Below are 21,069 nucleotides of genomic sequence, written 5' to 3' on the forward strand. Positions count from 1 at the left end.
TCCTTTCAGTTCTTCGGTTCCATCTTGCCAACAGCCCGCAGTGTCCACTCCTGACTCTGGCCGGTCTTACCGTAAGCGCACGGGGCAGGCTTGGAAACCCATGCCTTGGACGCCGTGAAATCCGGGTTAGAGCCCAGATCCTTGATCTGCATATTGAAAAGGCCGCTGCCCGGGATCCGCTTGTTATTGTTGTACTGCTTCAGCAGCCAGTTGTTTGTTTTGGAGCCGTACTGCAGGACCAGCTTGATTTCATAACGAGGATCATCCGGAATCGAAATGACCACTTCGCCATCTGCACCGGCTTCATCCGTCACGCCATCACCCTGCGGAGTAATGGTAATAAAGCCATCCTCCGTAAAACCAGACGCGATGTGAATGCCCATGGTGCACAGAACGTTTTTCGGGGAGTAAACGGTTACATCTCCACGCATTTAGCGGTTCTCCTTTCTCAGTAATTCAGTGTGCCGCCAATTTTCGCGGCGATCAGGGCACCTGCCAGCTGTGCTGTCCATGTCACACCGGTAAGACGGCGGCTCTTACGAGTTGCGGCATCCAAATCGGCCGCGCGCGGCACAGTGACGGTATATGCACGAGACGCTTCTCCATCATCGGAAGAAGCATCCTGCACAATGCCACCAGCACGCACGCCCTCTTCCAGCGCATCAATGACAGCATTCTGCACCAGCGCAATGCCCTGATCGGTATAAGGCACTTTGGGCAAGCCCAGAAGCAAGTTCAGCACCTTGGACTGAATTTCGGTCTTCAGCCAGTCACGGAAACGAATGGTGTCGATCCACTCGCCGCCGCTCACCTTGCCACCTTGCACCATGGCTTTGCTGCCAACAGTTGTGTAATACGAGATATTGCGTGTTTCCAGACTTGCAATATCCGTGGTGGACAGTCCCTGTGCAGACACCATGGAAAGGGACTTAAAGCACCACTGCTCACTGCCCGGGTCATAGGAGAGGAACCGGGAGGCGTAAGCACAGTTCACGCAGTCGTTCTCGGCGGTAGCGTGAATGACCGCGGTGCGAAGCATTGCATCCGATACCGGAGAGGACGAAATGCCGGTTGTCTCGCAGATACACAGCTTTTCATTGGCTTCTGTCCAGTCGGCAATGCTCTGGTAGAAGTCCTCCTTGATGCCCGCCGGGCAGATGCAGTACCAGCCCGGCATACCGATGGCTCGGTCAAGAGTCACATCCACCTTTTCGGTGGAGCCGCTGGACAGCTTCTGCACTGCGATCATTACCGCGGGCGGCTTTGGGGACTGCCCAAACACCTTGCTGGCACCAATGTACACAGGGTCGTCCGCTGCGAATCCGGCGCTCTTGAGGTCCTGCAAGCTCGCATAACCGGCAACATCAGGTGTAACGCGACCGCCGGGGGCTTTAGGCAGAGGGCCGACAATGAGGATGGTGTCATAACCACCATCAATGGACATCGCTTCGGAGATCTGGATATTGACCTCAACGATTTTGTCGATATTCATGTGGTCTCGCTCCTTTACTCATTTCGGATTTCTTTTTTGACTTCGACTTCGTCAAACCATCCGGCTTCCATGTCTGCAACTTTTTTGGATGCTGCACTGGCATGGTCTTCCGAATACTCGCCGTCAATCGGAGCCAAGGCGGCGTACTCCTTAGTACGCTGCACAAAATCCACATAAAAAGAACAGCGCGCCCTCTCTACGCCGGGCGCGCTGTTATGGATTGGTTCAGGTGACCCTTCCGTGCATACCGTGATATTCATGGCGCGCATTTTGTCACCTGCGTATTGGCTATCAAAAAACTGAATAGCTTGTTCAAGGTCGTCCACGACCGTTGACAAACTAACTTTTTTCACCCCGGCAGCGTGCTCCGTCTTGCTCTCGGTGACCAGTTCAGCAGAAAACGGAATGCGTTTGCATTTTTCCTGCCAAAGAATCCCGTTCTTGACGTACTCAAACGAGTTCACCGGCTCGATGCGTTCAAAGTCAAGAACGACATACGGAAGCGGTGGACGAACGGAATTGGGATAGCTGTAAATCACTGTGCAATGGGGGTACAGTTCCACAAACATGAGCCGAACCGCCTCGCGGCACTCAGCTGGTGTCATTGGCATTCTCCCCTTTCTCGCCCTCAACAGCTTCAAACTCTGATATCCAGTGCTTCAGGATGGTGTTTCCCCAGTAGATGGACGATTTGCAGGCGTACCACTGCCCCATGTAAAGCAGACGATCTCCCGTTGTCTGTTTATCCGGTTCCGTAGGAAGAAGCTGGGCATCGCTATACACAGTCAGAACGCCGGTCGTAGAGCGGCCGGAAGCATCATCTTGATTGCGGCGCGTTTTGGCCTGCACATCAAGTGGAAGCTGCATATCCGAGTAAGTTGTTTCGGACGTACCACTATCCCAGCTGGTACCCTTGTAGCGGCGCACGGTGTACATCTGCTTAAAGATGTTCATTTCTTTCCTTTCTTGATAACGTACTGGCAATTCTGACGCAAGGCACCTGTATCAATCAGGGGCTTCGTGGAACTCTTCCCTTTAATATGCACAGGCACCGGGCCTTTCTTGCCATATTCGTTCATCATCCAGCCGCCCTCGATGGTGATGGGCGCATTGGGTGCCCATTCCTCATCTTTGATTGCATCCTGAATCATAGACTTTGCCTGCGAACCAATCGCATTGACAACTGAATCGGCTGTTTCCAATGAGGACAGAGCCTGCTGCGAAAACTCTGCCAGTTCTTCCGAGTGCTTTTTGATGGTGTCCATAAAAGGACGGGCAGGAATCATCACCGAACCGTCTTTGTGGAGGGTTCCGTAGTGGTTCCAGTAGGCGACCTCGGCCAGCGATGTTTCATCGTCGGCCGCCTTTTGGTCTGCCTGATACCCAACCTCTATGGTCACACTGGACAGTTCGTTCAGGCGATCCATCGCCGCCCTGCCCTCTGGCGTCAGATCAAGGCCGATGTCATTGGCTATCGCCATGGGCAGGCCTCCTTATCGAATCATGATAGGCACGATATGCCGGTTCCGAATCGAAATAAACTGCAAGCCGTAGGAAGTAAGCTGGTACTCAGCATCTCCGGTGGTCCCGGCGGTGCTGGTGGCAAAGGAAATGCTCACGCCACCTTCGGAAACGCTGGCTAAGCGACCAGTGTTTGCGATAGTTCCGAGAGAACTGTCACCATTGCCAGCCATTTTCATAGCATGGCAGACCAGCAACGCCACCGCCAGATTGTAATCTGCGCCGAACTTCTTTTTGGAAATGACCGGCGCTTGCAGGTCGATCCAAAAAGAAATGTCCTCGTCCGAAGCGGATTCGAACTCGGTGCCAACCTTCTTTACAATTTTGGTAATGGCGGTCACGTCAGGAGAATCCATCAAGATTCACCGCCCGCAGGAGCATCGGCAGGAGCGTCAGCTTCGGAATCGGCCTTTGCGTTCTTTCCGCGCGCCTTTTTCTCCTGAACCTCCTGAAGCAGGCCCATGCTGATGTAAAATGCCATTGCATCATCATAGGTTGCATCGACCTGCGCAGTTTCGCCGGGGAGCAGAGAGATGGAGCCGATGCAGATGGGCTTCACCGAAATGTTTTTGACCTTCATAGTCGGTTTCTCCTTTCTTACAGACCGTAGACCAGGCAAGCAGACAGCGGATAAGGAATCATCATGCCTGCATCGCGGCCCTCGCAGTTGATAACGATTTCCAGATTGCGATCCTGCGGCGCGTGCTGGAGGAAAGCCATGGGAACCTCGTGGGACATCTTGTCCGGGTCTTTGGTATACAGCAGGCCGATGTTCTTGCCGGTGCTGTTATAGTCCTTGTTGCCCTTGGACAGTTCGCCGGCAACTTCCCAGTTCTTAATCTGGGGAGTGTGATCCTTGATGTAGGACAGAACAGATTCGCCGGTGCCATCGATGCGGCGCAGGTTCAGGCTGGTGTACAGGTCGTTAGGCATGACCCAGCTGTCCGGGTGCTCCACATTCTGGGTCAGGGTGTCGATGTAGTTCAGGATGCCGGCAATGTCGGCCGCAATCTCGTCTGCGGTCTTGGATGCCCAGTCGGCCTTACCGGCTGCGCCGTTCTGCAGTGTATAGATGGGGATGTTATTGCCGGAGGACAGAACGCCGATGATTCCCGTCTTCTCGTCGCCGTGCCAAATCAGGTGATTCACCTTGACATCGTACACTCGGCGGGCCGCTTCAGCACGCGCAGAGTCCAGAGACTTCATAATACCCAGCACCGCATTGCGGCGGCAGGCACGCAGTTCCTGCACGTTGTAGCCGTAGCTGTCGCCGATGTTGACAATTTCCGCACGATGGGGAGTGCCCTTCACATCGACACGGGGCAGGTCGCTGGCGTAGTTGGCGATAACATCAGCAAAGCCAACCGGCTCATAGCTGTAGTATTCGATATACGCAGCTCCCTCATCGGTTTCGCTGGTCTGAGGGAAGATCTTCAGGCCGGACAGTTCCGGGAAGTCCTTATCGTACGCCTTGGTCTTGACATGCGCCAGCTGCTTGGCGAAGAAGATGCCTGCATTGTCGGCTCCATCCAGACGAATCTTCGTGCCGGGGAACGGGTTCTTATATGCCTGGTTAATCAGGGAGGCACACTTGCCGTTCAAGGCAAGGCGGTCTTCCTCGCTGTAACCGTTGGCGGGGTCGAAAGGATTGTACTTAGCCATATTGAACCTCCTTAGATCTGCTCTGCGAACTGGGCGGGTGCAATGCCGTTCTGGGCCGCACCGATGAAGCGGGCCTTAACTGCCAGATTGGTGCCCTTGGTCGGGGTGAACTTGCCTGCATCGTCGCCGGTAATCACAAGATAAACCGGCTGACCATAAGCAGGTTCCGCCTGATCGGCCAGCTGCACCCACATCTTGCCGGTCTGGCAGACATCCAGAATCTGGCCTTTGTGCAGGAGCACAGCACCATCATCGTCCATCTCCGTATTGGCGCTGTACATCACAACGCCCTCGAACTTCTCGGCGGTCGCGCCGGTTGCAGGAAGAGTGATGTCCTTGCCGGGCTCCGCACCCTGCACAACGCCGCAGCCAAAGAACAGCTTGCCATCCTCTGCGCTGTTCCGGCGGGTGACTGCATCGTAATTCGCACGGTCATAAAGCAGGCCGGGCATACCGCGGCTAGGCTCGCCGTAGTTCATCTGTACTGCCATATTGCTCATAGCTTAGTCCTCCTTCTCGCCAGCATGACGCTGGATCATACGATCGCGGGCCTCGTCAGGGTTGTTCTTCTTGCCCACATTGCGGACTGCCGCATTTGCGGAATCGGCATTGAACACCTGACGACGCTGGTCTGCCACAGTCTTGCGACCATTGATTTTACCCTTTGCGATATCAAAAGCCGCGTTGATGTAGGCTTTGCTCTTGCCATCCAGACGCATGCCCGGAATAACGGCATGAACGACCTTTTTCTTTGCCTGCATTACCGGCATGGATTCCATGCCATCCAGATGCAGCTTATCGCCCAGCCGACACAGTTCCACACGCTGGCTGACCTGCGCGGCAATGGATGCGGCGCTGTCATGGTTCAGCTGGTTGCTGGAATCGTCCGAGGTATCATCCTCATCTTCGGTAGGCTTGGTGTCGTCCTCTGCAGCATCAGCGCGGGCATTTGCGGCATCCAGCATAGACAGCAGGGTGTTGATGTCCGCCTTGGCCGGGCCATCTTCCATAGCATCACGGCGGGCGGTAATGTCTGCCAGCACGTCCGGCTTCGCAGGGTCGTCACCTTCGCCCTCGTCCTTGGTGGGCTTATCAGTGGTGTCACCAGCCGCCGGGTCGTTTTCATCGTCAGCGGTAGCACCGTTGGTGGCCGCGATATAGGCTTTGAGTGCTGCTTCAAGGCCTGCCGGGTCAAGGGCAGGAGCCGCCGCAGGAGCACTGGGAGTCTCGCCATCATCGGCAGTGGGCTTTGTGGTTTCCACAGTAGTATCATCGTCCTGCGTGGGGTTGTTCATCTTCTCGTTCTCGTCCATAGGGGGTGTACCTCCATTGTTATCTTGGCTGTCCATGTTCAAGCGTGCATCATCACCTGCGCGGGCGACAGCGACCAGCGCAAGGTGATTCACACGGATATTGGTCTGGATTGCATCATACGGCTCTCCATTCCATTCTCCGGGTTCCATGATAAGATCCTGATAGTACCCGACAGACAGTTCCCGCAGACCCGATGCCTTTACGGCATCGGGATCATCAATTACGATTCTTGCTCGGACGGTTTCTCCGTCCTGCTGTCCGGGGGTCAGGATTGTTCCCACTCTCTCCCGGCGGGCATTGTCCTTGTCGATCACTCGCGCATCGTGGGTTATGATGATGGGCTTTCCCTCATAGCTTGCAAGGCTTTCCGGGTCAAACACATCTTCCGGTCTACGCAATTCTCGACGCTCCGAGCCATCTTCCAGCGTGTACTTAAAGATGCCCGTGCGGGTCAGAATGGGGTTATCATAAAAATATCCCTCGGCGCTGTAATGCTCATCGACAGGTACACTGTCGGTTCGCATTTCGCTCCGAAGGACTAGCGGCGGGGTATTCTGTTTCATTGTTTTTTCTCCTTAAAGGCTACAGAATTCAGCCTATCGAAGTTAAAGACAGGTTTTGCAACACAGCGGCACTGGTAGTCCTCTCCGGGATTGCAATGCCGCCCGCTGTACACTTTGCCGTGCTTTGTCATGTACCACATGGCCGGCGGGTCATCATAGCGGAATTTCTGACCGTTAAGTTCACGGTGGCATTCACGCACACGTTCATCGCCTGATGAACTCCAGATATATTCCTCTACCCCAGCGGATTCCTGCCTTGTACGGGTCAGATTCGCGCTCAGAGTGCCCACTTGGTCACGCGCAAGAAGATTTGCTTTCGACTTTGTCACATCAAACCGGCGTTGAATTTCATTGGAAATCGCCGCCGGGGTGCGGCCTTTTGCAAAACCCTCAATAATGACGTTCTCCATATCATCGAAGCAGTCGCTTTCAATGCTGGTAATGAAGCTGATATTTTGCTCAACCCATCTTTTAAGCATCAGGTCATATCTTTCGCCGAGAAAGAAATCATCATGGATATCCACTCCCAGCGTGGCGCGCACGCTGCGCTGCCATTCTTTAAGTTGCCGCCGGTCGGTGTAGTCAGCGCACCGGCGAACATCCCGTTCCAACGGATCGGTTTTCAGCCGCCGACTGAGCCGGTCACGCATAATGCGGAACCTGTTCTGGATGCGGCGAACCATGTCGCTGTATCCATCATGTCTGATGCTGTCGGAGCCGGTTTTTTGTTCTTCCGCAACGATAGCAAGGATTTCAGGCATAGATTCTCGCACAACCTTCTGCAGTTCTTTCAACCGCCGATTTTCAATTGCGCGCATCTTGCTTTCTGCCCACTGCGGATACTCCGGCTCGATCTTTGATTTTTTCGTCATTGAAGAGCGCCCGGTCATGCCAGGCCCATTATTCTTCACAGGCATATCCACCTCTTTATCTTTCTGGGAACCATCTTCCCTTTGCAGGCATCAAAAAGACCCTGCATCTCCACCTTGATGCAGGGTCTTTGTTCTTATGGCATGCAGCACTTGAATTTTGACCTTTTGCTTACAGCGCGCATCCGTCCAAGCGCGAAGCGGAAGGAACGCGGTTTATGGCTCCGCGCTGGCTCTGTCATGGAGCAGGCCAGAACACTTCGCAGCGGTCTGTTGGGAGCAAGGTCAGTGCCCCCTCATGCCATCGAGGTGCCGATTACGGTGTACGGCGGGTGGTGCTGGGGGTGGGGATCGAACCCACAGCCTGACGTTTACAAGTCGCCTGCTCTATCCTATTGAGCTACACCAGCATAAAAGTCGAGGGTACCGGGCTCGAACCGGCGGTCTGGGAGTCAAAGGCCCATGCCTTATCCAACTTGGCCAACCCTCGATATGGAGCAGTCAACGGGGCTTGAACCCGCGGCATCCTGCTTGGAGGGCAAGCGCTCTACCAACTGAGCTATGACTGCAAACAAAAAGAGCCTTTGCGAGGGACGCTTTCACGTCACCTGCAAAGGCTCTCAATGCCAATATTTTAGTCAAACACCTTTTTGCCTTCGGCAAACTTCTTTTTAGCTTCGTTCAAGCTGATGCGGTTATAACCGCCGCGATAATCAGGATCCGCTCTCTGTACGCCATCATTCACCCAGCCGCACACAGGGCATTCCTCAAAATCGTTGTCTTCATCAAAGCTATGCTGCCCACATACCGGGCAGATGATTTTCTCAGTCATCTTCGATTCCTTCCAATTCAAGCTGACGTTTATAGTAATCTTCCCCATCGTCAGGCTTGAACATCGTCCTTACACCCTTCTCTGGGGAACCTTTTGCAAAGTCATTTTTCTTCGTGTCATACCGGCACACAAGGCCCTCTTTTGTCTTGTAGCCTTTTATGCCGTTTCCGCACGAGCTTTCCAAAAGTTGAACCGCCCGTTTTTCGTACTGTTCCTTTGTCGTAATGCCATCGGGAGCGTACTCAGCGGCGTGGGTTCTGCCATTCTGCCAGTGGTTGTTCAGCTTCTGCTTGTTGTGGAATCCTTTCACCTTGAAAGTGTTCGCGCCTTTTGCCGAAACTGCGTTAGAATTTATTTTAGCATGACTTCGAGAATCATTCAAGTCTTTTGATGAATTTTCCTTGCTCGATGCATCTTTTGATGATGTAGAGCCGCCAGAATTGGAGAACTTTCCATCTTCATCGCGGTTGTGCTTGCTCTCGTCAAAATCATCCAACGTAATGCCCAGCTGGTCAAGGTACTCTTTCACGCTTCTGAGAAACGGTTCAAACACCAGACCACCGGGCACGTCCTGTTTCAAAATCTGTTCAGGGGGCATCCATGTTGCCGTGAACATCTCCTTTTGGTCGCACCGAGGAACGCCATCGAAGCCATTGACGAGATAGATCTGAACGGGAAGCACCTCATCCGGCTTGCCCTTGCAGTTACCGAGATAGGTAATGTCCCCTACGTCAATATTGAACTCTTCCTTTGCTTCCCGGCGGAATGCCATACTCGGCGTTTCCCCGGGTTCAATATGACCGCCGGGGCCGCACCAGCCTTGCCCATCGGAGCGTTGGCCGCAGAGGATTTTCCCATCATTCAGAACGAAGCCGGCAACGTAACCGCAGTCACCTTCATCCGTGACGATGTTCTTTTTATACCGGTCAAAATCTCCAGTAGTGAAAATCTTATTCTGAGGATTCCCAGCTGCAGCCATCCCCCAATCCTGATTGACATCCACTTCCGTGATGATGTTTTCAGGGTCAAACTGTTCATCTTGTGCCAGAGACCGGCGAACCTCGTCGGTTTCCAAGATGCCAGCAGTAACGTATGTGGAAGCCGTCTGTGCTCTGGTAAGTTGGGCTGCAGCATTCGCCTGATCCTGCGTAGCCTTTTCATCGTCAGACAAGCTCCAAGCGCTCTTGTAGGTAATGGTATACTCTGGCACCTCATTGATTTCACCGTTCCACGCCATTCCGCGCAGAATCAGTTCGACCAGCGTGCGGGTGTTGTCCCGGAGGTCACCGGACTGGATGCCGGACACGGCCTCCTTATAGTTTTCCATATCCCCTTCACCCGTGGCATTTTCGCCAGCCGGGGAGCGTCCAAAGAGCCTTGTCTGCGGAATATGGCTCACAGCGGACAGCATAGCACAGGCATTGTCCAGAATGTCCTTGACTCCCGCCACGGACAGGGATTGAATGCCAACGTCCTCGCCATCTGCATCAATGAAGACCATGTTCAACAGATTACGAGCAAGGTCAAGCATTTCCATACGCTGAAGAACCGTATCGTCACCGTCTACCGTAGACAGGACGTTTGCGAGGTTCTTCATTTTGTATGTCACCATTGACAGCCGTTCCAGCAGGCGAATGGAGTAGCCCGGACCGATGCAGGCATTGCGAAGTTCTTCGCGGATGTGCATATACTCCGGGATGCCCCATGTGCGGTAGAGATTTGACATCGTGGAGCCTTCGGGGATTTCTCCGTTGTGAAACACTAAGCATCGCGAGGAATGCACTACATAGCTGCCGTACACGCTGTTTATCTGATAAAACTCCGGGATGCCAGTTCCGCCCTTGCGATAATCTTCATCTGCCGGATTGTTTTCGTAGCCGTTGATCCACAGCGGAAATACCTCATTCCGTCCGTAAACCAGCAGTTCTTCCACGCCATGAACATCCCGCCAGTTCAGCGGATCCTGAAGAAGTCTACCATCATCCACCAGCATAACAACAGCAGAGCCGCCAAACAGCCGTGCCCATTTTAACGCTTTCGCGAGTTTGCTTTGGTAATGGATGGTCTGCAGATGGTCGTCAAGACGCTTCTGCAAATCCTTATCCTTGATGCCAAGGTCGATACCGTTCTTGGTGGCATCGTCTGCCGGGGCATCAATGATGGTCGAGAATAGCCCGTTTCCTGCATAAAGGTCGGCCAATTCCGCATCCGTCACAGCTGCACCGGTTGCCCACTGGTAATACTCAGTGCTGTCGTGCTGGGTGCCATACTTGTTCAGAACGTTGTAATAGCCGTCGAGGCGAAGCTGCGTTTTGATTTTTCCGGGGATAACTCTTTTCACCTTTTTCTCCTTTCCGGCTATCATATCAGACTGCGTACATCAAAGATGCCTCCCTCGTATAGCGCAAGGGCTACCGCATCAGCGCGGTCAGGGCTGGTCAGGCCACGCTTCTTCAAGGCATCCTTGCTTTCAAGTTTCAACTTTGCAGGAGCGCCGCTAAAGATATATTTACGGGTGGTAAGCTGCCCTATCAGGGTTGAATCATTTGGGATGTGCAGGGTGCCCGCCGTGGCCATATCCCGTAGGACCGCCCACATCCACGTTGCGATATCTGCATAGCGCCCGGCGGCTTCCTTGTCCGGCACAGCGCTGGAGAAGTTTACCGGCACGACCATCAGCCTGGTTAGCTTCTGCCGAATCTTTTCTCGGTTGAGTATGTCGGTCACGCCTCCACCAACGCCGGTATCATCAATGACCGCATAAATAAGACCGCGGTACTGCGGATACGCTGCACGCAGGGTTTTATATATCGCAATGATATCGTCTGCCGTAGCGTACAGGTCTTGACCATGGCGTGTGACCAGCTTTTGGATATCTCCATCAATGTTCTGTGCAATGGCCGTATCATCGTTGCCAAAGCGGGCAACGTCACACCCGATGGCGATCCTGACTGGAGTACAATGTTCCAGAGGTTCAGTATTGACAGCCTTTGTGGCGAGTGCCATCGGAATAAAGACATCGTCCTCATTCTCCGGGAACTCTCCGTCAACACGGACACGGACTACATTGCTGTTCTTGCCGAACTTCCGCTCCAAGTCAGCGATATTCTGCTTATTCGTGCGGGGGCTGTCCCTGCTGGACACCTTCATGCAGTAGTAGGACTGGGCGTCCACGGTATGCGAATCGTGGAATGTGCCAGTGTTCTGCGTTGGGTTTCCGCACATCAGCAAACGGTTGTTATCGCCGGAAAGCGTACCCTGTATAGCCTCCATGATGGGGTCAGCAACACCAGATGCCTCGTCCACCACGAAAAGCATATTATCTTCGTGGAAGCCCTGCATATTCTCCGGCTTGGTGGCTGTGCGAGCCACGGCGAACCAGCGTTTCTCATGTCCTCTCATGTAAACACGAGTCTTTGTCCACACAAGCATAGCCTGCAAGACAGGGCTGCGTTCCTGCCACTTGGCAATTTCAGCCCAGAGGACATCGTTTAACTGCTGGCGGGTCGGAGCCGTGCACACCACGCGCGGATACGGGAAACAGGACAGAAACCAAAGGACTAGGTTTGCTTCAAAGGCAGTCTTGCCAACGCCCTGTCCTGAGCGAATCGAAACCTTGCGGTGTTGTGCAATAGCTGTGGCGGCTTCTTTCTGCCACGGATCAGGCTTGAAGCCAGTGACCTCTTTGAAGAATAAGCAAGGGTCTTTACGGTACAGCGGGATCCGCTTGGCAAAGACTTCACGTTGTCTCAGTGCCATCGTTCGCATCCTCCGCTTCCGTGTCTGCCGCCTCGACCGCCGCAACCCAATCGTCTACCAGCTCATTCTTGCCGCTGTTGCTCATTCTGCGCAGGTCGGCAAGCTGTTGTATCACCTTGGACTTCTGGCGCTGTACATCGGTCAATAGCCGCTCTAAGCGTTCCACGATAAGGTAGCTTGATTCGATGGTGGTTGATGTTTCCACGGTGGTGCCGGGGAGCCTTTCTTCCCGATCGACTTTAGCATCTATCCGCTCAATGTAAACCTCCTTGTCGCGGGCTTCTTTTTCCTTATCCTCGTCCAAGCGAGTAAACGATCTGCCAGACTTGGAGGTATGCACCGACTGAATGTGCTGTTTTTTCTCTTGAACAGCGGAAATGCGTTGAAGTAGAAAAGCCTCCCGGGCGGTCAGCAGTTGGAGTTCCTGTATCAACAGGTCTTCTGCATCAACATCCTTCGTGCAGTCCTGAATGGCTTTTTGGTTTTCCTCTGAAAAAGAGCCAAACATCACCGCAGACCAGCCACCGTGTTTCAAGGCATTCTGGTTACCCGGCGGCGCGCCTCCATGGTTGCCAACTGCATTGACATTACCAAGCGGTGCGCCCGACTTTGGCTTGCCATCCTGCGGGGCTTTCTGGGTGCACTTGGAAGATGCACCCTTGGGGTGCGGCGGGGTGCGTTTCTTGGGTGCACCCTTTTGTGCATCCCAATAGCGCTTCTTCCACGATTTCACAGTGTTCAGCGATATGCCCAGCTTCTTTGCGATTTCGGTGCATCCCATCCCTTTCTTATAAAGGGTGAACGCCTTATCTCGCGTTTCCATCTACATCGCCACCACTATCCTTCTTCATTTTCTGTCCCGGTATCTGCCCGGGCTGTTGTGTTGTTCCAAAGAAAAAGCGCCGGCCCTTTGCAGAGCCAGCGCCGCGCCCCTCTCACACGACCTTTGCGAGAGCGGTTTTGGAGATCATCAAGTTTCCCAGTTCCACGGCCAGGAATGTGCCCACGAACAGGCCAGTGCTTGTTAACCAGAACGGTGCGCCGACCATCATAGACAGTTCCACGCCGATGAACAGAGCCACGGACAGGGAGAGGATGACTGCTTTCCACAGAATCCCCAGCCTTTTCCACGGTCCCCAGACCACCAGTGCGTATGCAGTCCCCTCAGCCAGCAGGCCAAAGAGCACATCGACCGGGCCGAAAGGACTCGTTGCATTTGCGATTGCAATCCCCAGCAGAACCGCCGGGGCGTACCGCTTATCCTTGAACGGGAGAGCGCACAGCATATTAGCCACCCGGAACTGGACGACTCCCCATGACAGCGGGTTCAGGGTGGTTAATGCGACATATAGAGCCGCGACAACTGCGGTCTGGCATAGGGCTTTGGTGTTTCTCATATTCCATGCCCCCTCATACCATAACGACCACATTGCCGTGGGATGCGTCGTTCACCGCAGATTCGACCATGATCCAGCTGGGGTGCACATCCTCAGCAAGCTTCTTCTTCAGCTTGCTGGCTGCTTCCTCGATGACGAGATTTTCACCTTCCAGACATTCACGGATGAACTTGTCGATTTCGCAGTAGTCCGGAATAATCTCTGCCGGCTCCATGGTCACAGTAAATTCATTGGTGTAGTCTGTCTTTCCGATGGGGCAGAAGCACCGGCATTTCTGCTTATAGACGATTTTGCGCACGCCGTAGCGATTTTCAAACTTAGCCATTGTTTTCTTCTCCTTTCGGCTTCTGAACGATGAACAGCAGCTCTTTTGCCTCACGCGGGAACGGAATTGCCATAAAAGCTGTGAGGAATGCAGATGGGACATAGGCTTTCATACGGGTGTAGAAGTCCCGCAGCGCCGGTTCCTGCTTGGAATAGAACTCATCCATCTCCCGGACGCTAGTGACCAGACCAACCTCCTGCACGATGTTGAATCCGATTTCGGCCAGCTTAGCTTTCAGTTCATCGTAGCCCCATTCATAGACATGAGCGCGGTACTGGGTCTGGTACCCATTGCCCGGGGTGTTCGGACAGGAGAGAAACATCTTTGCACCCGGCTTCATCGCCTTGTAGCATTCTGCAAGGCTTTTTGCGCCGTCCGTAGGGTGCATATGCTCAATGGCAGAGGTGTAAATCACAAAATCGGCAAACCCCGCCGGGATGACTTTCGACATCTCAGCAACGTTGCCCAGCTTCCAACCCACCCGGAACGGGTAGTAGGAAGTCAGATCTTTAGGTTCAAGGTTCTTTGCGGTTGCGCCGCGCATAGCCTCTTTGATGTTCGCTTTGCTGATGTCTACGCCGGTATAGGATGCAATATCCTTTGCGTAGTAGCGCAGCAGCGGGAGCATCAGAGAGCGGCCGCAGCACACATCCAGCACGTTCATGCCCTTTTTCGCCATGTGGGCGGCGGCAAGGTGCTGGATATAGTTCATTACGTCCAGATTAGTGAAGAAGCCGTCTCTGAACTGCATATAAAAATTCCGCATCTGGTAGGTGGTGCAGAGAATTTTTTCTCTGTCCATGCCATCCTCAACGCGGTATACGATATCTTTATCCACGCCATTTTCCTTTCGTATCAAGGTACTTCTGGTATTTGATCCACTCTTTCAGCGCATACTCTCGGCGAATCCGGTAGTCTGCGCCTATCATGCCCTTCGGGGGTCTGACCACAACCATTTCTGAGCCGTTGAAGTAGGACAAGCCGCCAAAATTGACCTGTGTAGTCCATGTGGTGCTGTCCACGCTATAAAAGCCAAAGTCAACCGCGTCCTTTTTGGTGTAGCCCAGACCGTGCACCCGCACCCCGCAGGCGTTCGCATACTGCACCAGCCGTTTGATGTAGCCGTACTCGCTGGGCTGAATGTGCTTGATTGCGAAGCCACCGATGCCGATATAGGGATAGTCCCTGCACAGGCTTTTAAATTCGTCAAGGCCGCGGGAGCGATGCCAGACTGGAATGCTCTGCTTGCCCGTCTCAGCTTCAAGGCGGGCTCTCATGCGCTTTACGGCATCATAGCCTACGATGATATCTACGTCCAACTCGAAGAAGTGCTGCACATCGTGGCGGTTGATGAAGTCGATATACCTGCTTAGGTACCCGTCCCAATCCACCGGCTTTGACGAAGCCTCTACCCCGTGCATAAACGTGAATGCCCCGCTGTCGAGCAGAAACATCTTCCATTTTGGCATTTCCTCGACCTGCCACGGCTTGATATAGAAAAAGCTCTCCAGAACGTACTCCGGCCTGTTTTCCCGCACAATCTTCTCCGACGGGAAGGTTCCCGCCAAACACAGCCTCATGTTTCAAACCATTCTCCGCAGTGCGGACATTGGATAAGCTTAGAGCCGCTCTGTTGCGCCGTAGCGGGCTGAAAGGGTGCAGGCTGTCCAGATTGCTGGCTTTCGGGGCCCGGGCCTGTATCGGCCGCTTTGGGCGGCTGTTGGACAGGCTCTGTGAAGAACTCCTCAAAATCGGAATCGTCCACATCCCGGAGCAGGCCATCAAGTTCCACTTCACTGAAGCCGGTGCTGCTCAGATCCACATCCAGCGCCTGCAGTGCATCCATTTCGGCGCGGAGCACATCATCATTCCAAGAGGATGCCTCTGCCACCTTGTTGTCTGCAATGCGGTATGCCTTAATCTGCGCGTCCGTCAGGTCATCGACCCGGATGCAGGGCACTTTGTCCATGCCCAGCCGTTTTGCGGCCTCATAGCGGGTGTGTCCGGCAATGATCGTGCCTTTTCCATCAATCAAGATGGGCACCCGGAATCCAAATTCCTTGATGCTTTGGGCTACCGGACCAACGGCTGCTTCGTTGTTTCTGGGGTTGTTCTCATAGGGATGGATCTGCGAAATCTCCTGATACACTACTTGCTGATTCATTTTTTCTCCCTTCTTTGCTTTTCCGCTGGCGTTGCGGAACAAATTAGGGAGCGGCGGTATCTTTCCTCCTTTCTGGGCATAAAAATACCCGTCCGGTGGCGAAACCGGGCGGGCAATGCGCTATGATTAGAATTTTACGGTATTATTGTACCACTTTTGCCGTGACGCGTCCATGACATCTTTTTGACATCGAGCTAAGACATTTCCAATGCGTCGATACCAAACATCAGCATTGAGATTTTATCCACTGCTGCATCATGGTCACGGTAAACCTGCCGGGCGCTCACGTTTTCCTGCATCGCAATCTGCTCCACAGGCTTGGCGGTCTCGTCAATGTACATGGCCTTGATGATGCGCAGGCCCCGCTTCAGAGCTTCATTGTCGCTCTGGGCGCAGTAGGTTTCGTACAAGCCAAGCATTGCATCGATATGGCGAATCATGATTTTAGTGCGCCGACAGCTGTTGCGGATGGATTCAACCGTAATGGCATTGTTCCGCTGGAGCATCATGTCCAGCAGTTCCAGTGCGGTTTCTTCCTCCTGACCATCATGTTCGCCAGCCTCGTCCGTATAGACCGCACCCGTGCAATGTTTTTTGAACATCCGATAGTTCTTCAGGAGCAACTTCGTGTTCCGCAACCGGCGGTCACACCGGCCTGCGGCTTTACGGGCCTGCTCGGCCACAACTTCCTTTGCACCCTCGCGGGCAGCTTTGCGGGCAGTTTCTTCGATGAACGCCATCATATCTTCCGGGATAGTCATTTTGCGCATCCTCCTGTTCTACGTTGCCAAAATCCATCAATTTAGGTATAATAGAGTTGCTTTTCTCGGGGGATTGCGCAAGCAGTCCTCTTTTTGTTTACTCAAATGGCACTCATGCGACGAGAAATTTCACTCTGGCTCAAAACAGCCAGCGGCACACGCTTGATGCCCCGCTCTGCCGCCATCTTCGCAGACACAGCACTCATCACGCGAATCATATCTTCCACGTTCACTCCAGACGAATAGTACAGCTTTGGCGGGTGGCTCCCGCTCTGGATGTCGTTCATTTCAAGTTCTTCCTGCAAGGCCTGTTCCACGCAGCGCTTCAGCCATTCCTCGGCGCAGTCCTCGCCGTCTGTCTTGACCCAGCCGATGTACTGTCGATAGCCGTCTATGGCTTCTTTCTTCAACCGTGCAAGGCGCTCCTTGCCAAAGCCAAACGTCAGATGCACCGTCGCGGCCATAACCAGCCATGCGATTTCGGCGCCCTCGTCCTGCGCCATACGAAGCCGTTCTTCCCTATAATTACGCGGAGCGCGATTCTGTGGCAGACGCACCGTGAAATCACAGATTCCCCTTAAAACGTCCCGCATAGCTTCAGTAGCCTTCCTCCGATTCCCAGAGTCAATTTTACTTTTGTGGCGGGCTTGAAATGCCCGCATCTCATTACAAGCCCGGGTCAGGCGCGTGGCTCCAATGCCTTCTTCCTGATGCATAGCCACCACCATGCACCAAGTAAAGATTTGTGCGGCCTTGTCCTGCTCATCGACACACTGCTGGCGAATGTCCTTCATCTGTTTTGCCATCTCCAATCTTTGCATCCGAAAATTTTTGCCAGGATTTTTTTGTACTTACTGCAATCCCAGTAGTTCTTGCACCACCGACACTGACCATTGCACAGGAACGACAGATGTGCTTTCATGTGCCCTCCTTTGCATTTTTGACCTTCGGTCCAGCCATGTGGCTTACAGCCCAAGACCAACCTACCATAGGCAATGCAGCCACAATCAGGATAATTCCGGCCGCATCCACGACCATCGGGCTAAAGAAAATTTCACGAATCAGATTCATTTTTCGTTTCCTTTCCTTTCTTGCAGCACCCCATGTAATACTCTGTAGGCTCCCAGTCAGAAAGAACGATTTCTCCGATTTTGTCGCACCAGCTGTCACCCTCTCCGACGTACATACAATTGGGGCAAGCATCAGGATTACATGCCCTCTGCGGCCTGTCTTTTCGACCACAATGATGTTTCTTTGCCATCAGGATCCTCCCCTACGCACCGGCTTCTTGCCGTTCCCAGCAAACTTTTCAGGCCGTTCATCGCTCATGCCGCGGACCAGCACCCGTGCTCGTTGGTCATTCGGCATCTGGTAGGTGCAACCAGTCGCAGGTCATTCAGCACAGCGCGGGCAATTTCTGCCGTTTCGTACTGGCCCAGACGATATACCGCACCGCCGCCCGTAGGAACCGCCTTGATTTCGTGTTCAGGGCTCACATACACGCTGGTGCACTGGGCAATGTTCGTGACAGAGTCCCATTTTTTGTTCATGACGTACATTCTGCATCCTCCACATAGCACCAACTTTGAGGCGGTCGGCTCAGCCTGTCAAGGTCAGTGCAGATACACCCGTCGTTTTCAAAACTGCCGTTTTTATTTTTCATTTTATCAGCATTTTTGCAGCGCCATTTTCCATCTGCATCAGCATACCTTTTGGCGCACGGGCACATAAAGTCACGAATCGGCCTAGGCACATCGTAAATTTTTAGTTCCGTGATATGCCAACCGTAGCCGGGATGAATGCCGAGATATTCGGAAAGCTGTTCATCGGTCATGCAAGTGATAAGTTCTTCTCTCTTGGCGTTGCGTTCTTCATCGTTATTTTCCGGCAGGGTGTAAACCGGCAGATCCAGACTCGGAGCAGTGAAGTTAAACCCATTGCAGTCTCGGTCAATTTTATAAATTTCATCGCAGATAAACTCGCCGATAACTCTGCTATCCATCTTCTGCACTCCAGCCCTGCGCGATTTCATAATCCAGCCATCATGACCGGTGCAATAGATATACACTTTGAACGGCGCCTCCAGCTTCGGGCAAGTTCTACGCACCTCTACGGTCTTCATTCCAGCCCAAATCAGCTTGCACCAGTTTGGCCGGATGCTCAGTAAAACAGCTTTACTCACTTTGCACCTCCCCGCCGTCCAGGTCGCCTTTGAGCTGTTCGAGCTTTTCGAGCACGATCTGCTGTACCTCTTCAGGCTTGCCGACGATCTCAACGAGCTGCGCCAGCATGATGTAAACATCCGCGATTTCTTCCCTGACGCTCTCGTGGGCGACCTTGATCTTCGCACCGTTGCGGTAGTTGAAGGTTACGGCCCGCTGGAGATTGCAGATCGCCTTCGTGAGCTCTGACATTTCCTTGATCGCCATCTGGAGCTGAGGGGCGGTGCCGTACCGATTGATCGCCCGCCGGATGGTACTCAGACCGTAATTAGGAATGACCGGGATTCCTGCATCCTCGTACCATTTGAGTTTTTCCCGCAGGGTCGCGTAGGCCCACAAAATCGTGTAATGCTCTGCAATCAGTCCATCGATGCTCTGCTTTGGGTCATCGAAGAGGTGATCGGTCAGGCTTTCGGAGAGTTCCATATCGTTGCAGTTCAAATCGATGCTGCTGCCATGGCCCTTGACGAGCTGCCGCGCGTACTCGGTCAGCGCTATTTCGGGTTGCCGCAGCCATACCCAGCCGTCCTCGCTGACGTCAGTAAAGTTGAGGGCAGTCTGAAAATTGTTCCCCGGGTTGTTGGTCGTCAGCCTCGGAACACTCTTAATCTTTTGCTTATCCATTCTATACCTCCTCAAAAATCCCAGTCGTCGGGGACATATAAACGGCACTCTCCATCCCCGTTGTCGCTGGTCGGTTTATCAAACGGGCAGCCCGGGCAACCATTTCCGGTCGCCAAACGGCAACGGCAAAACCCCATCAAATAACGGGCCATTTCCTCCGGACTCGTAATAGCATATTCAGGGTTGGTCTTCGCCTCCTCAGTTTCGAAGAAAAACTTAATCGGCTTTTCGTTTTCAATAATATTCCTGTAAGCTACGCCAATTTTATAAATATAGTTATCACGCAGCTTACGGGGAATCTCGGCAATATACCGGCGAAATGCTTCCAGGGAGTTTGCGCGCTTGTAGTGGTTGCACATCCGGCAGGCGGGCATAAGGTTTGAAATATCATCTGCCGCGCCATCTACTTCATCCCACACCCGCAACGGTCGGAAGTGATCTACTTGCATATCTTTGTAGGCAATCGCCCTGCCGCAATATGCGCAGCGACCTCCGTACTTCCGGTATACCGCCTCACGGGTTTTCTTATTGATTGCCATTCTGTGTCACTTCCTTCGGTGGCAAAGGCATCCAACCAACAACAGGCCGGTCAATCCGGTTGTTGTAAACCTCGTCCGGGTTGAAGTGGCGGTATTCCCACCAGCCTTTCGGGATTTTGTAGTCGTCCCGCTCCTCGTCGTATGTCCCCCAATCGGGAAGGTCTTCCCAATACCATACGCTATCTTGTAAAAAAACGCTCCCGTCTTCATAGTGCGCCGTCGTTATTCCGTACCCGTCAATTTCGTTTCGGTACAGAATCAGCACTTCCGTCTCAACTTTCGGAGGATCCTTGTCGGGGTCGCGCCAGAAAGAAAGTAGCACTCCTTCCTGTGCAACAGGAAGTTTCTCGACCTTTTCCCGCGCTACCCGGAGAGTCGCAGAAACAACATCATTCGCACTCGGCTTCTGAATCGTGTTATACTCCAGGCATTTCAATACGTCCTCACGATTGATGTACTCATCCATTGTCTTCCTCCTCATAAATGTCGAGCTTCATGTCCAGTGTGTACGGGGTGTCCACCGCGACGTCTGCGTCCGGGTCAAACTGTACGTCCAAGCTCCCATCTTTCAGCGAAATGGTGAGCACACAGTTATTGAGCTTTGTCGTAAAGCTGTCACCATCGTTCAACTTCCCATGGTCAGCCGCGTACAGCTCCAGCGCCGCTTTAATCGCTGCGTTCGACTGTTCCATCAATCCCTTTTCATTCATCTGAAATCACCTTCATCTTCACCACATTGAATTTTTCATACTCCGGGTAGCAAGCTCTAGCCATCGCCTTAGCCCGTACAGCAGCACGCTTAATGCCCTTTTCATCGACAACAACGCACGGCAGGAGTGCAGAGCCACGTTTCCCGGATGCAGCGATAAGCATCTCATACTTTGCCATCGTCTCGTCCTTTCTCTGGTTTCGGCGGGTGCGCTTCGCTCTGGCGGTCTATATCACCATCCACGCAGCACGCCGCATAAATCAGAAGTGCAGCCATCACCGCCAGAACCACCAGCACAATCCAAAGCCACATTTTG

The 21,069-nt window shown here is 53.2% G+C and carries 31 protein-coding genes and 3 tRNA genes; all 34 read right to left on the reverse strand.

The genetic code is table 11. From position 1 onward, the window contains the following. Positions 1-5: 5 nt before the first annotated feature. The 34 genes from C4N24_RS01010 to C4N24_RS15230 all read right to left on the reverse strand — a co-directional run bounded on the left by C4N24_RS01010 (position 6) and on the right by C4N24_RS15230 (position 21,065). Positions 6-431, reverse strand: coding sequence for a phage structural protein (locus C4N24_RS01010; RefSeq protein ID WP_112089940.1), 426 nt, complete (start codon positions 429-431; stop codon positions 6-8). Between the two features lie 17 nt (positions 432-448). Next, positions 449-1,492, reverse strand: a complete 1,044-nt coding sequence (locus C4N24_RS01015; protein ID WP_112089941.1) for a DUF3383 family protein — start codon at positions 1,490-1,492, stop codon at positions 449-451. 14 nt (positions 1,493-1,506) lie between these two features. After that, complete coding sequence (locus C4N24_RS01020) at positions 1,507-2,061, reverse strand: hypothetical protein (RefSeq protein ID WP_146746777.1); 555 nt, start codon at positions 2,059-2,061, stop codon at positions 1,507-1,509. Positions 2,062-2,083: 22 nt separating this feature from the next. After that, a complete protein-coding gene (locus C4N24_RS01025; protein ID WP_112089943.1) occupies positions 2,084-2,446 on the reverse strand; it encodes a hypothetical protein in 363 nt (120 codons plus the stop codon). Continuing rightward, a complete protein-coding gene (locus tag C4N24_RS01030) occupies positions 2,443-2,973 on the reverse strand; it encodes a hypothetical protein (protein WP_112089944.1) in 531 nt (176 codons plus the stop codon). Before C4N24_RS01030 ends, C4N24_RS01025 begins: the two co-directional genes overlap by 4 nt. 12 nt (positions 2,974-2,985) lie before the next feature. Further along, entirely contained in the window at positions 2,986-3,369 is a 384-nt protein-coding gene (locus tag C4N24_RS01035) for a DUF4054 domain-containing protein (RefSeq protein WP_112089945.1), read from the reverse strand. After that, on the reverse strand, positions 3,369-3,593 hold the full coding sequence (locus C4N24_RS01040; protein ID WP_112089946.1) for a hypothetical protein: 225 nt from the start codon (positions 3,591-3,593) through the stop codon (positions 3,369-3,371). The genes C4N24_RS01035 and C4N24_RS01040 overlap by 1 nt, the downstream gene beginning before the upstream one ends. A 17-nt stretch (positions 3,594-3,610) precedes the next feature. After that, complete coding sequence (locus C4N24_RS01045; protein ID WP_112089947.1) at positions 3,611-4,675, reverse strand: DUF2184 domain-containing protein; 1,065 nt, start codon at positions 4,673-4,675, stop codon at positions 3,611-3,613. Positions 4,676-4,686: 11 nt separating this feature from the next. Beyond that, positions 4,687-5,175, reverse strand: a complete 489-nt coding sequence (locus tag C4N24_RS01050; RefSeq protein ID WP_112089948.1) for a structural cement protein Gp24 — start codon at positions 5,173-5,175, stop codon at positions 4,687-4,689. 3 nt (positions 5,176-5,178) lie between these two features. Continuing rightward, the gene (locus C4N24_RS01055) at positions 5,179-6,552 is read right to left on the reverse strand and encodes a DUF2213 domain-containing protein (protein WP_112089949.1); all 1,374 of its coding nucleotides are present in this window, start codon (positions 6,550-6,552) and stop codon (positions 5,179-5,181) included. Next, a complete protein-coding gene (locus C4N24_RS01060) occupies positions 6,549-7,469 on the reverse strand; it encodes a phage head morphogenesis protein (RefSeq protein WP_112089950.1) in 921 nt (306 codons plus the stop codon). Before C4N24_RS01060 ends, C4N24_RS01055 begins: the two co-directional genes overlap by 4 nt. 285 nt (positions 7,470-7,754) lie before the next feature. After that, positions 7,755-7,831: transfer RNA gene (locus C4N24_RS01065), tRNA-Thr, on the reverse strand. A 7-nt stretch (positions 7,832-7,838) separates the two neighbouring features. Next, a tRNA-Gln gene (locus C4N24_RS01070) sits at positions 7,839-7,911 on the reverse strand. Positions 7,912-7,914: 3 nt separating this feature from the next. Continuing rightward, positions 7,915-7,990: transfer RNA gene (locus tag C4N24_RS01075), tRNA-Gly, on the reverse strand. Positions 7,991-8,055: 65 nt separating this feature from the next. Next, positions 8,056-8,253: a CPCC family cysteine-rich protein gene (locus C4N24_RS01080; RefSeq protein ID WP_112089951.1), complete on the reverse strand. Its 198-nt coding sequence runs from the start codon at positions 8,251-8,253 to the stop codon at positions 8,056-8,058. After that, positions 8,246-10,594: a phage portal protein gene (locus tag C4N24_RS01085; RefSeq protein ID WP_181573018.1), complete on the reverse strand. Its 2,349-nt coding sequence runs from the start codon at positions 10,592-10,594 to the stop codon at positions 8,246-8,248. The genes C4N24_RS01080 and C4N24_RS01085 overlap by 8 nt, the downstream gene beginning before the upstream one ends. A 20-nt stretch (positions 10,595-10,614) precedes the next feature. After that, complete coding sequence (locus C4N24_RS01090; RefSeq protein ID WP_242983149.1) at positions 10,615-12,012, reverse strand: DEAD/DEAH box helicase family protein; 1,398 nt, start codon at positions 12,010-12,012, stop codon at positions 10,615-10,617. Then, entirely contained in the window at positions 11,993-12,835 is an 843-nt protein-coding gene (locus C4N24_RS01095; protein WP_112089954.1) for a helix-turn-helix domain-containing protein, read from the reverse strand. Before C4N24_RS01095 ends, C4N24_RS01090 begins: the two co-directional genes overlap by 20 nt. A gap of 112 nt (positions 12,836-12,947) precedes the next feature. Continuing rightward, positions 12,948-13,409 (reverse strand): QueT transporter family protein, encoded by a 462-nt coding sequence (locus C4N24_RS01100; RefSeq protein ID WP_181573019.1) that lies wholly within the window; start codon positions 13,407-13,409, stop codon positions 12,948-12,950. A gap of 13 nt (positions 13,410-13,422) precedes the next feature. After that, positions 13,423-13,734 carry a hypothetical protein gene (locus C4N24_RS01105; protein WP_112089956.1) on the reverse strand — a complete coding sequence of 104 codons (312 nt, stop codon included), beginning with the start codon at positions 13,732-13,734 and terminating at the stop codon, positions 13,423-13,425. After that, positions 13,727-14,572, reverse strand: a complete 846-nt coding sequence (locus C4N24_RS01110; protein ID WP_112089957.1) for a class I SAM-dependent methyltransferase — start codon at positions 14,570-14,572, stop codon at positions 13,727-13,729. The genes C4N24_RS01105 and C4N24_RS01110 overlap by 8 nt, the downstream gene beginning before the upstream one ends. After that, positions 14,565-15,272: a hypothetical protein gene (locus C4N24_RS01115; RefSeq protein WP_146746778.1), complete on the reverse strand. Its 708-nt coding sequence runs from the start codon at positions 15,270-15,272 to the stop codon at positions 14,565-14,567. Before C4N24_RS01115 ends, C4N24_RS01110 begins: the two co-directional genes overlap by 8 nt. 38 nt (positions 15,273-15,310) lie before the next feature. Then, a complete protein-coding gene (locus C4N24_RS01120; RefSeq protein WP_146746779.1) occupies positions 15,311-15,898 on the reverse strand; it encodes a ParB N-terminal domain-containing protein in 588 nt (195 codons plus the stop codon). 194 nt (positions 15,899-16,092) lie between these two features. Next, positions 16,093-16,659, reverse strand: coding sequence for a hypothetical protein (locus tag C4N24_RS01125; RefSeq protein ID WP_112089960.1), 567 nt, complete (start codon positions 16,657-16,659; stop codon positions 16,093-16,095). Positions 16,660-16,760: 101 nt separating this feature from the next. Next, entirely contained in the window at positions 16,761-17,162 is a 402-nt protein-coding gene (locus C4N24_RS15110; RefSeq protein WP_146746780.1) for a hypothetical protein, read from the reverse strand. Between the two features lie 415 nt (positions 17,163-17,577). After that, positions 17,578-17,730, reverse strand: a complete 153-nt coding sequence (locus tag C4N24_RS15225) for a hypothetical protein (RefSeq protein WP_181573020.1) — start codon at positions 17,728-17,730, stop codon at positions 17,578-17,580. A 254-nt stretch (positions 17,731-17,984) separates the two neighbouring features. Next, on the reverse strand, positions 17,985-18,209 hold the full coding sequence (locus C4N24_RS01135; protein WP_181573021.1) for a hypothetical protein: 225 nt from the start codon (positions 18,207-18,209) through the stop codon (positions 17,985-17,987). Beyond that, positions 18,206-18,841: a hypothetical protein gene (locus C4N24_RS01140; RefSeq protein ID WP_112089963.1), complete on the reverse strand. Its 636-nt coding sequence runs from the start codon at positions 18,839-18,841 to the stop codon at positions 18,206-18,208. Before C4N24_RS01140 ends, C4N24_RS01135 begins: the two co-directional genes overlap by 4 nt. Further along, the gene (locus C4N24_RS01145; RefSeq protein WP_112089964.1) at positions 18,834-19,505 is read right to left on the reverse strand and encodes a hypothetical protein; all 672 of its coding nucleotides are present in this window, start codon (positions 19,503-19,505) and stop codon (positions 18,834-18,836) included. Before C4N24_RS01145 ends, C4N24_RS01140 begins: the two co-directional genes overlap by 8 nt. 11 nt (positions 19,506-19,516) lie before the next feature. Beyond that, the gene (locus C4N24_RS01150) at positions 19,517-20,044 is read right to left on the reverse strand and encodes an HNH endonuclease (RefSeq protein WP_112089965.1); all 528 of its coding nucleotides are present in this window, start codon (positions 20,042-20,044) and stop codon (positions 19,517-19,519) included. Beyond that, positions 20,031-20,510 carry a hypothetical protein gene (locus C4N24_RS01155; protein ID WP_112089966.1) on the reverse strand — a complete coding sequence of 160 codons (480 nt, stop codon included), beginning with the start codon at positions 20,508-20,510 and terminating at the stop codon, positions 20,031-20,033. The genes C4N24_RS01150 and C4N24_RS01155 overlap by 14 nt, the downstream gene beginning before the upstream one ends. Beyond that, the gene (locus tag C4N24_RS01160; RefSeq protein ID WP_022257357.1) at positions 20,503-20,754 is read right to left on the reverse strand and encodes a hypothetical protein; all 252 of its coding nucleotides are present in this window, start codon (positions 20,752-20,754) and stop codon (positions 20,503-20,505) included. Before C4N24_RS01160 ends, C4N24_RS01155 begins: the two co-directional genes overlap by 8 nt. Beyond that, positions 20,747-20,932 carry a hypothetical protein gene (locus C4N24_RS01165; protein ID WP_112089967.1) on the reverse strand — a complete coding sequence of 62 codons (186 nt, stop codon included), beginning with the start codon at positions 20,930-20,932 and terminating at the stop codon, positions 20,747-20,749. Before C4N24_RS01165 ends, C4N24_RS01160 begins: the two co-directional genes overlap by 8 nt. Beyond that, positions 20,919-21,065: a hypothetical protein gene (locus tag C4N24_RS15230; protein WP_022257359.1), complete on the reverse strand. Its 147-nt coding sequence runs from the start codon at positions 21,063-21,065 to the stop codon at positions 20,919-20,921. The genes C4N24_RS01165 and C4N24_RS15230 overlap by 14 nt, the downstream gene beginning before the upstream one ends. Positions 21,066-21,069 lie beyond the last annotated feature (4 nt).

Origin of the sequence: Faecalibacterium prausnitzii, assembly GCF_003287405.1 — a bacterium.
GTDB lineage: Bacteria > Bacillota > Clostridia > Oscillospirales > Ruminococcaceae > Faecalibacterium > Faecalibacterium intestinale.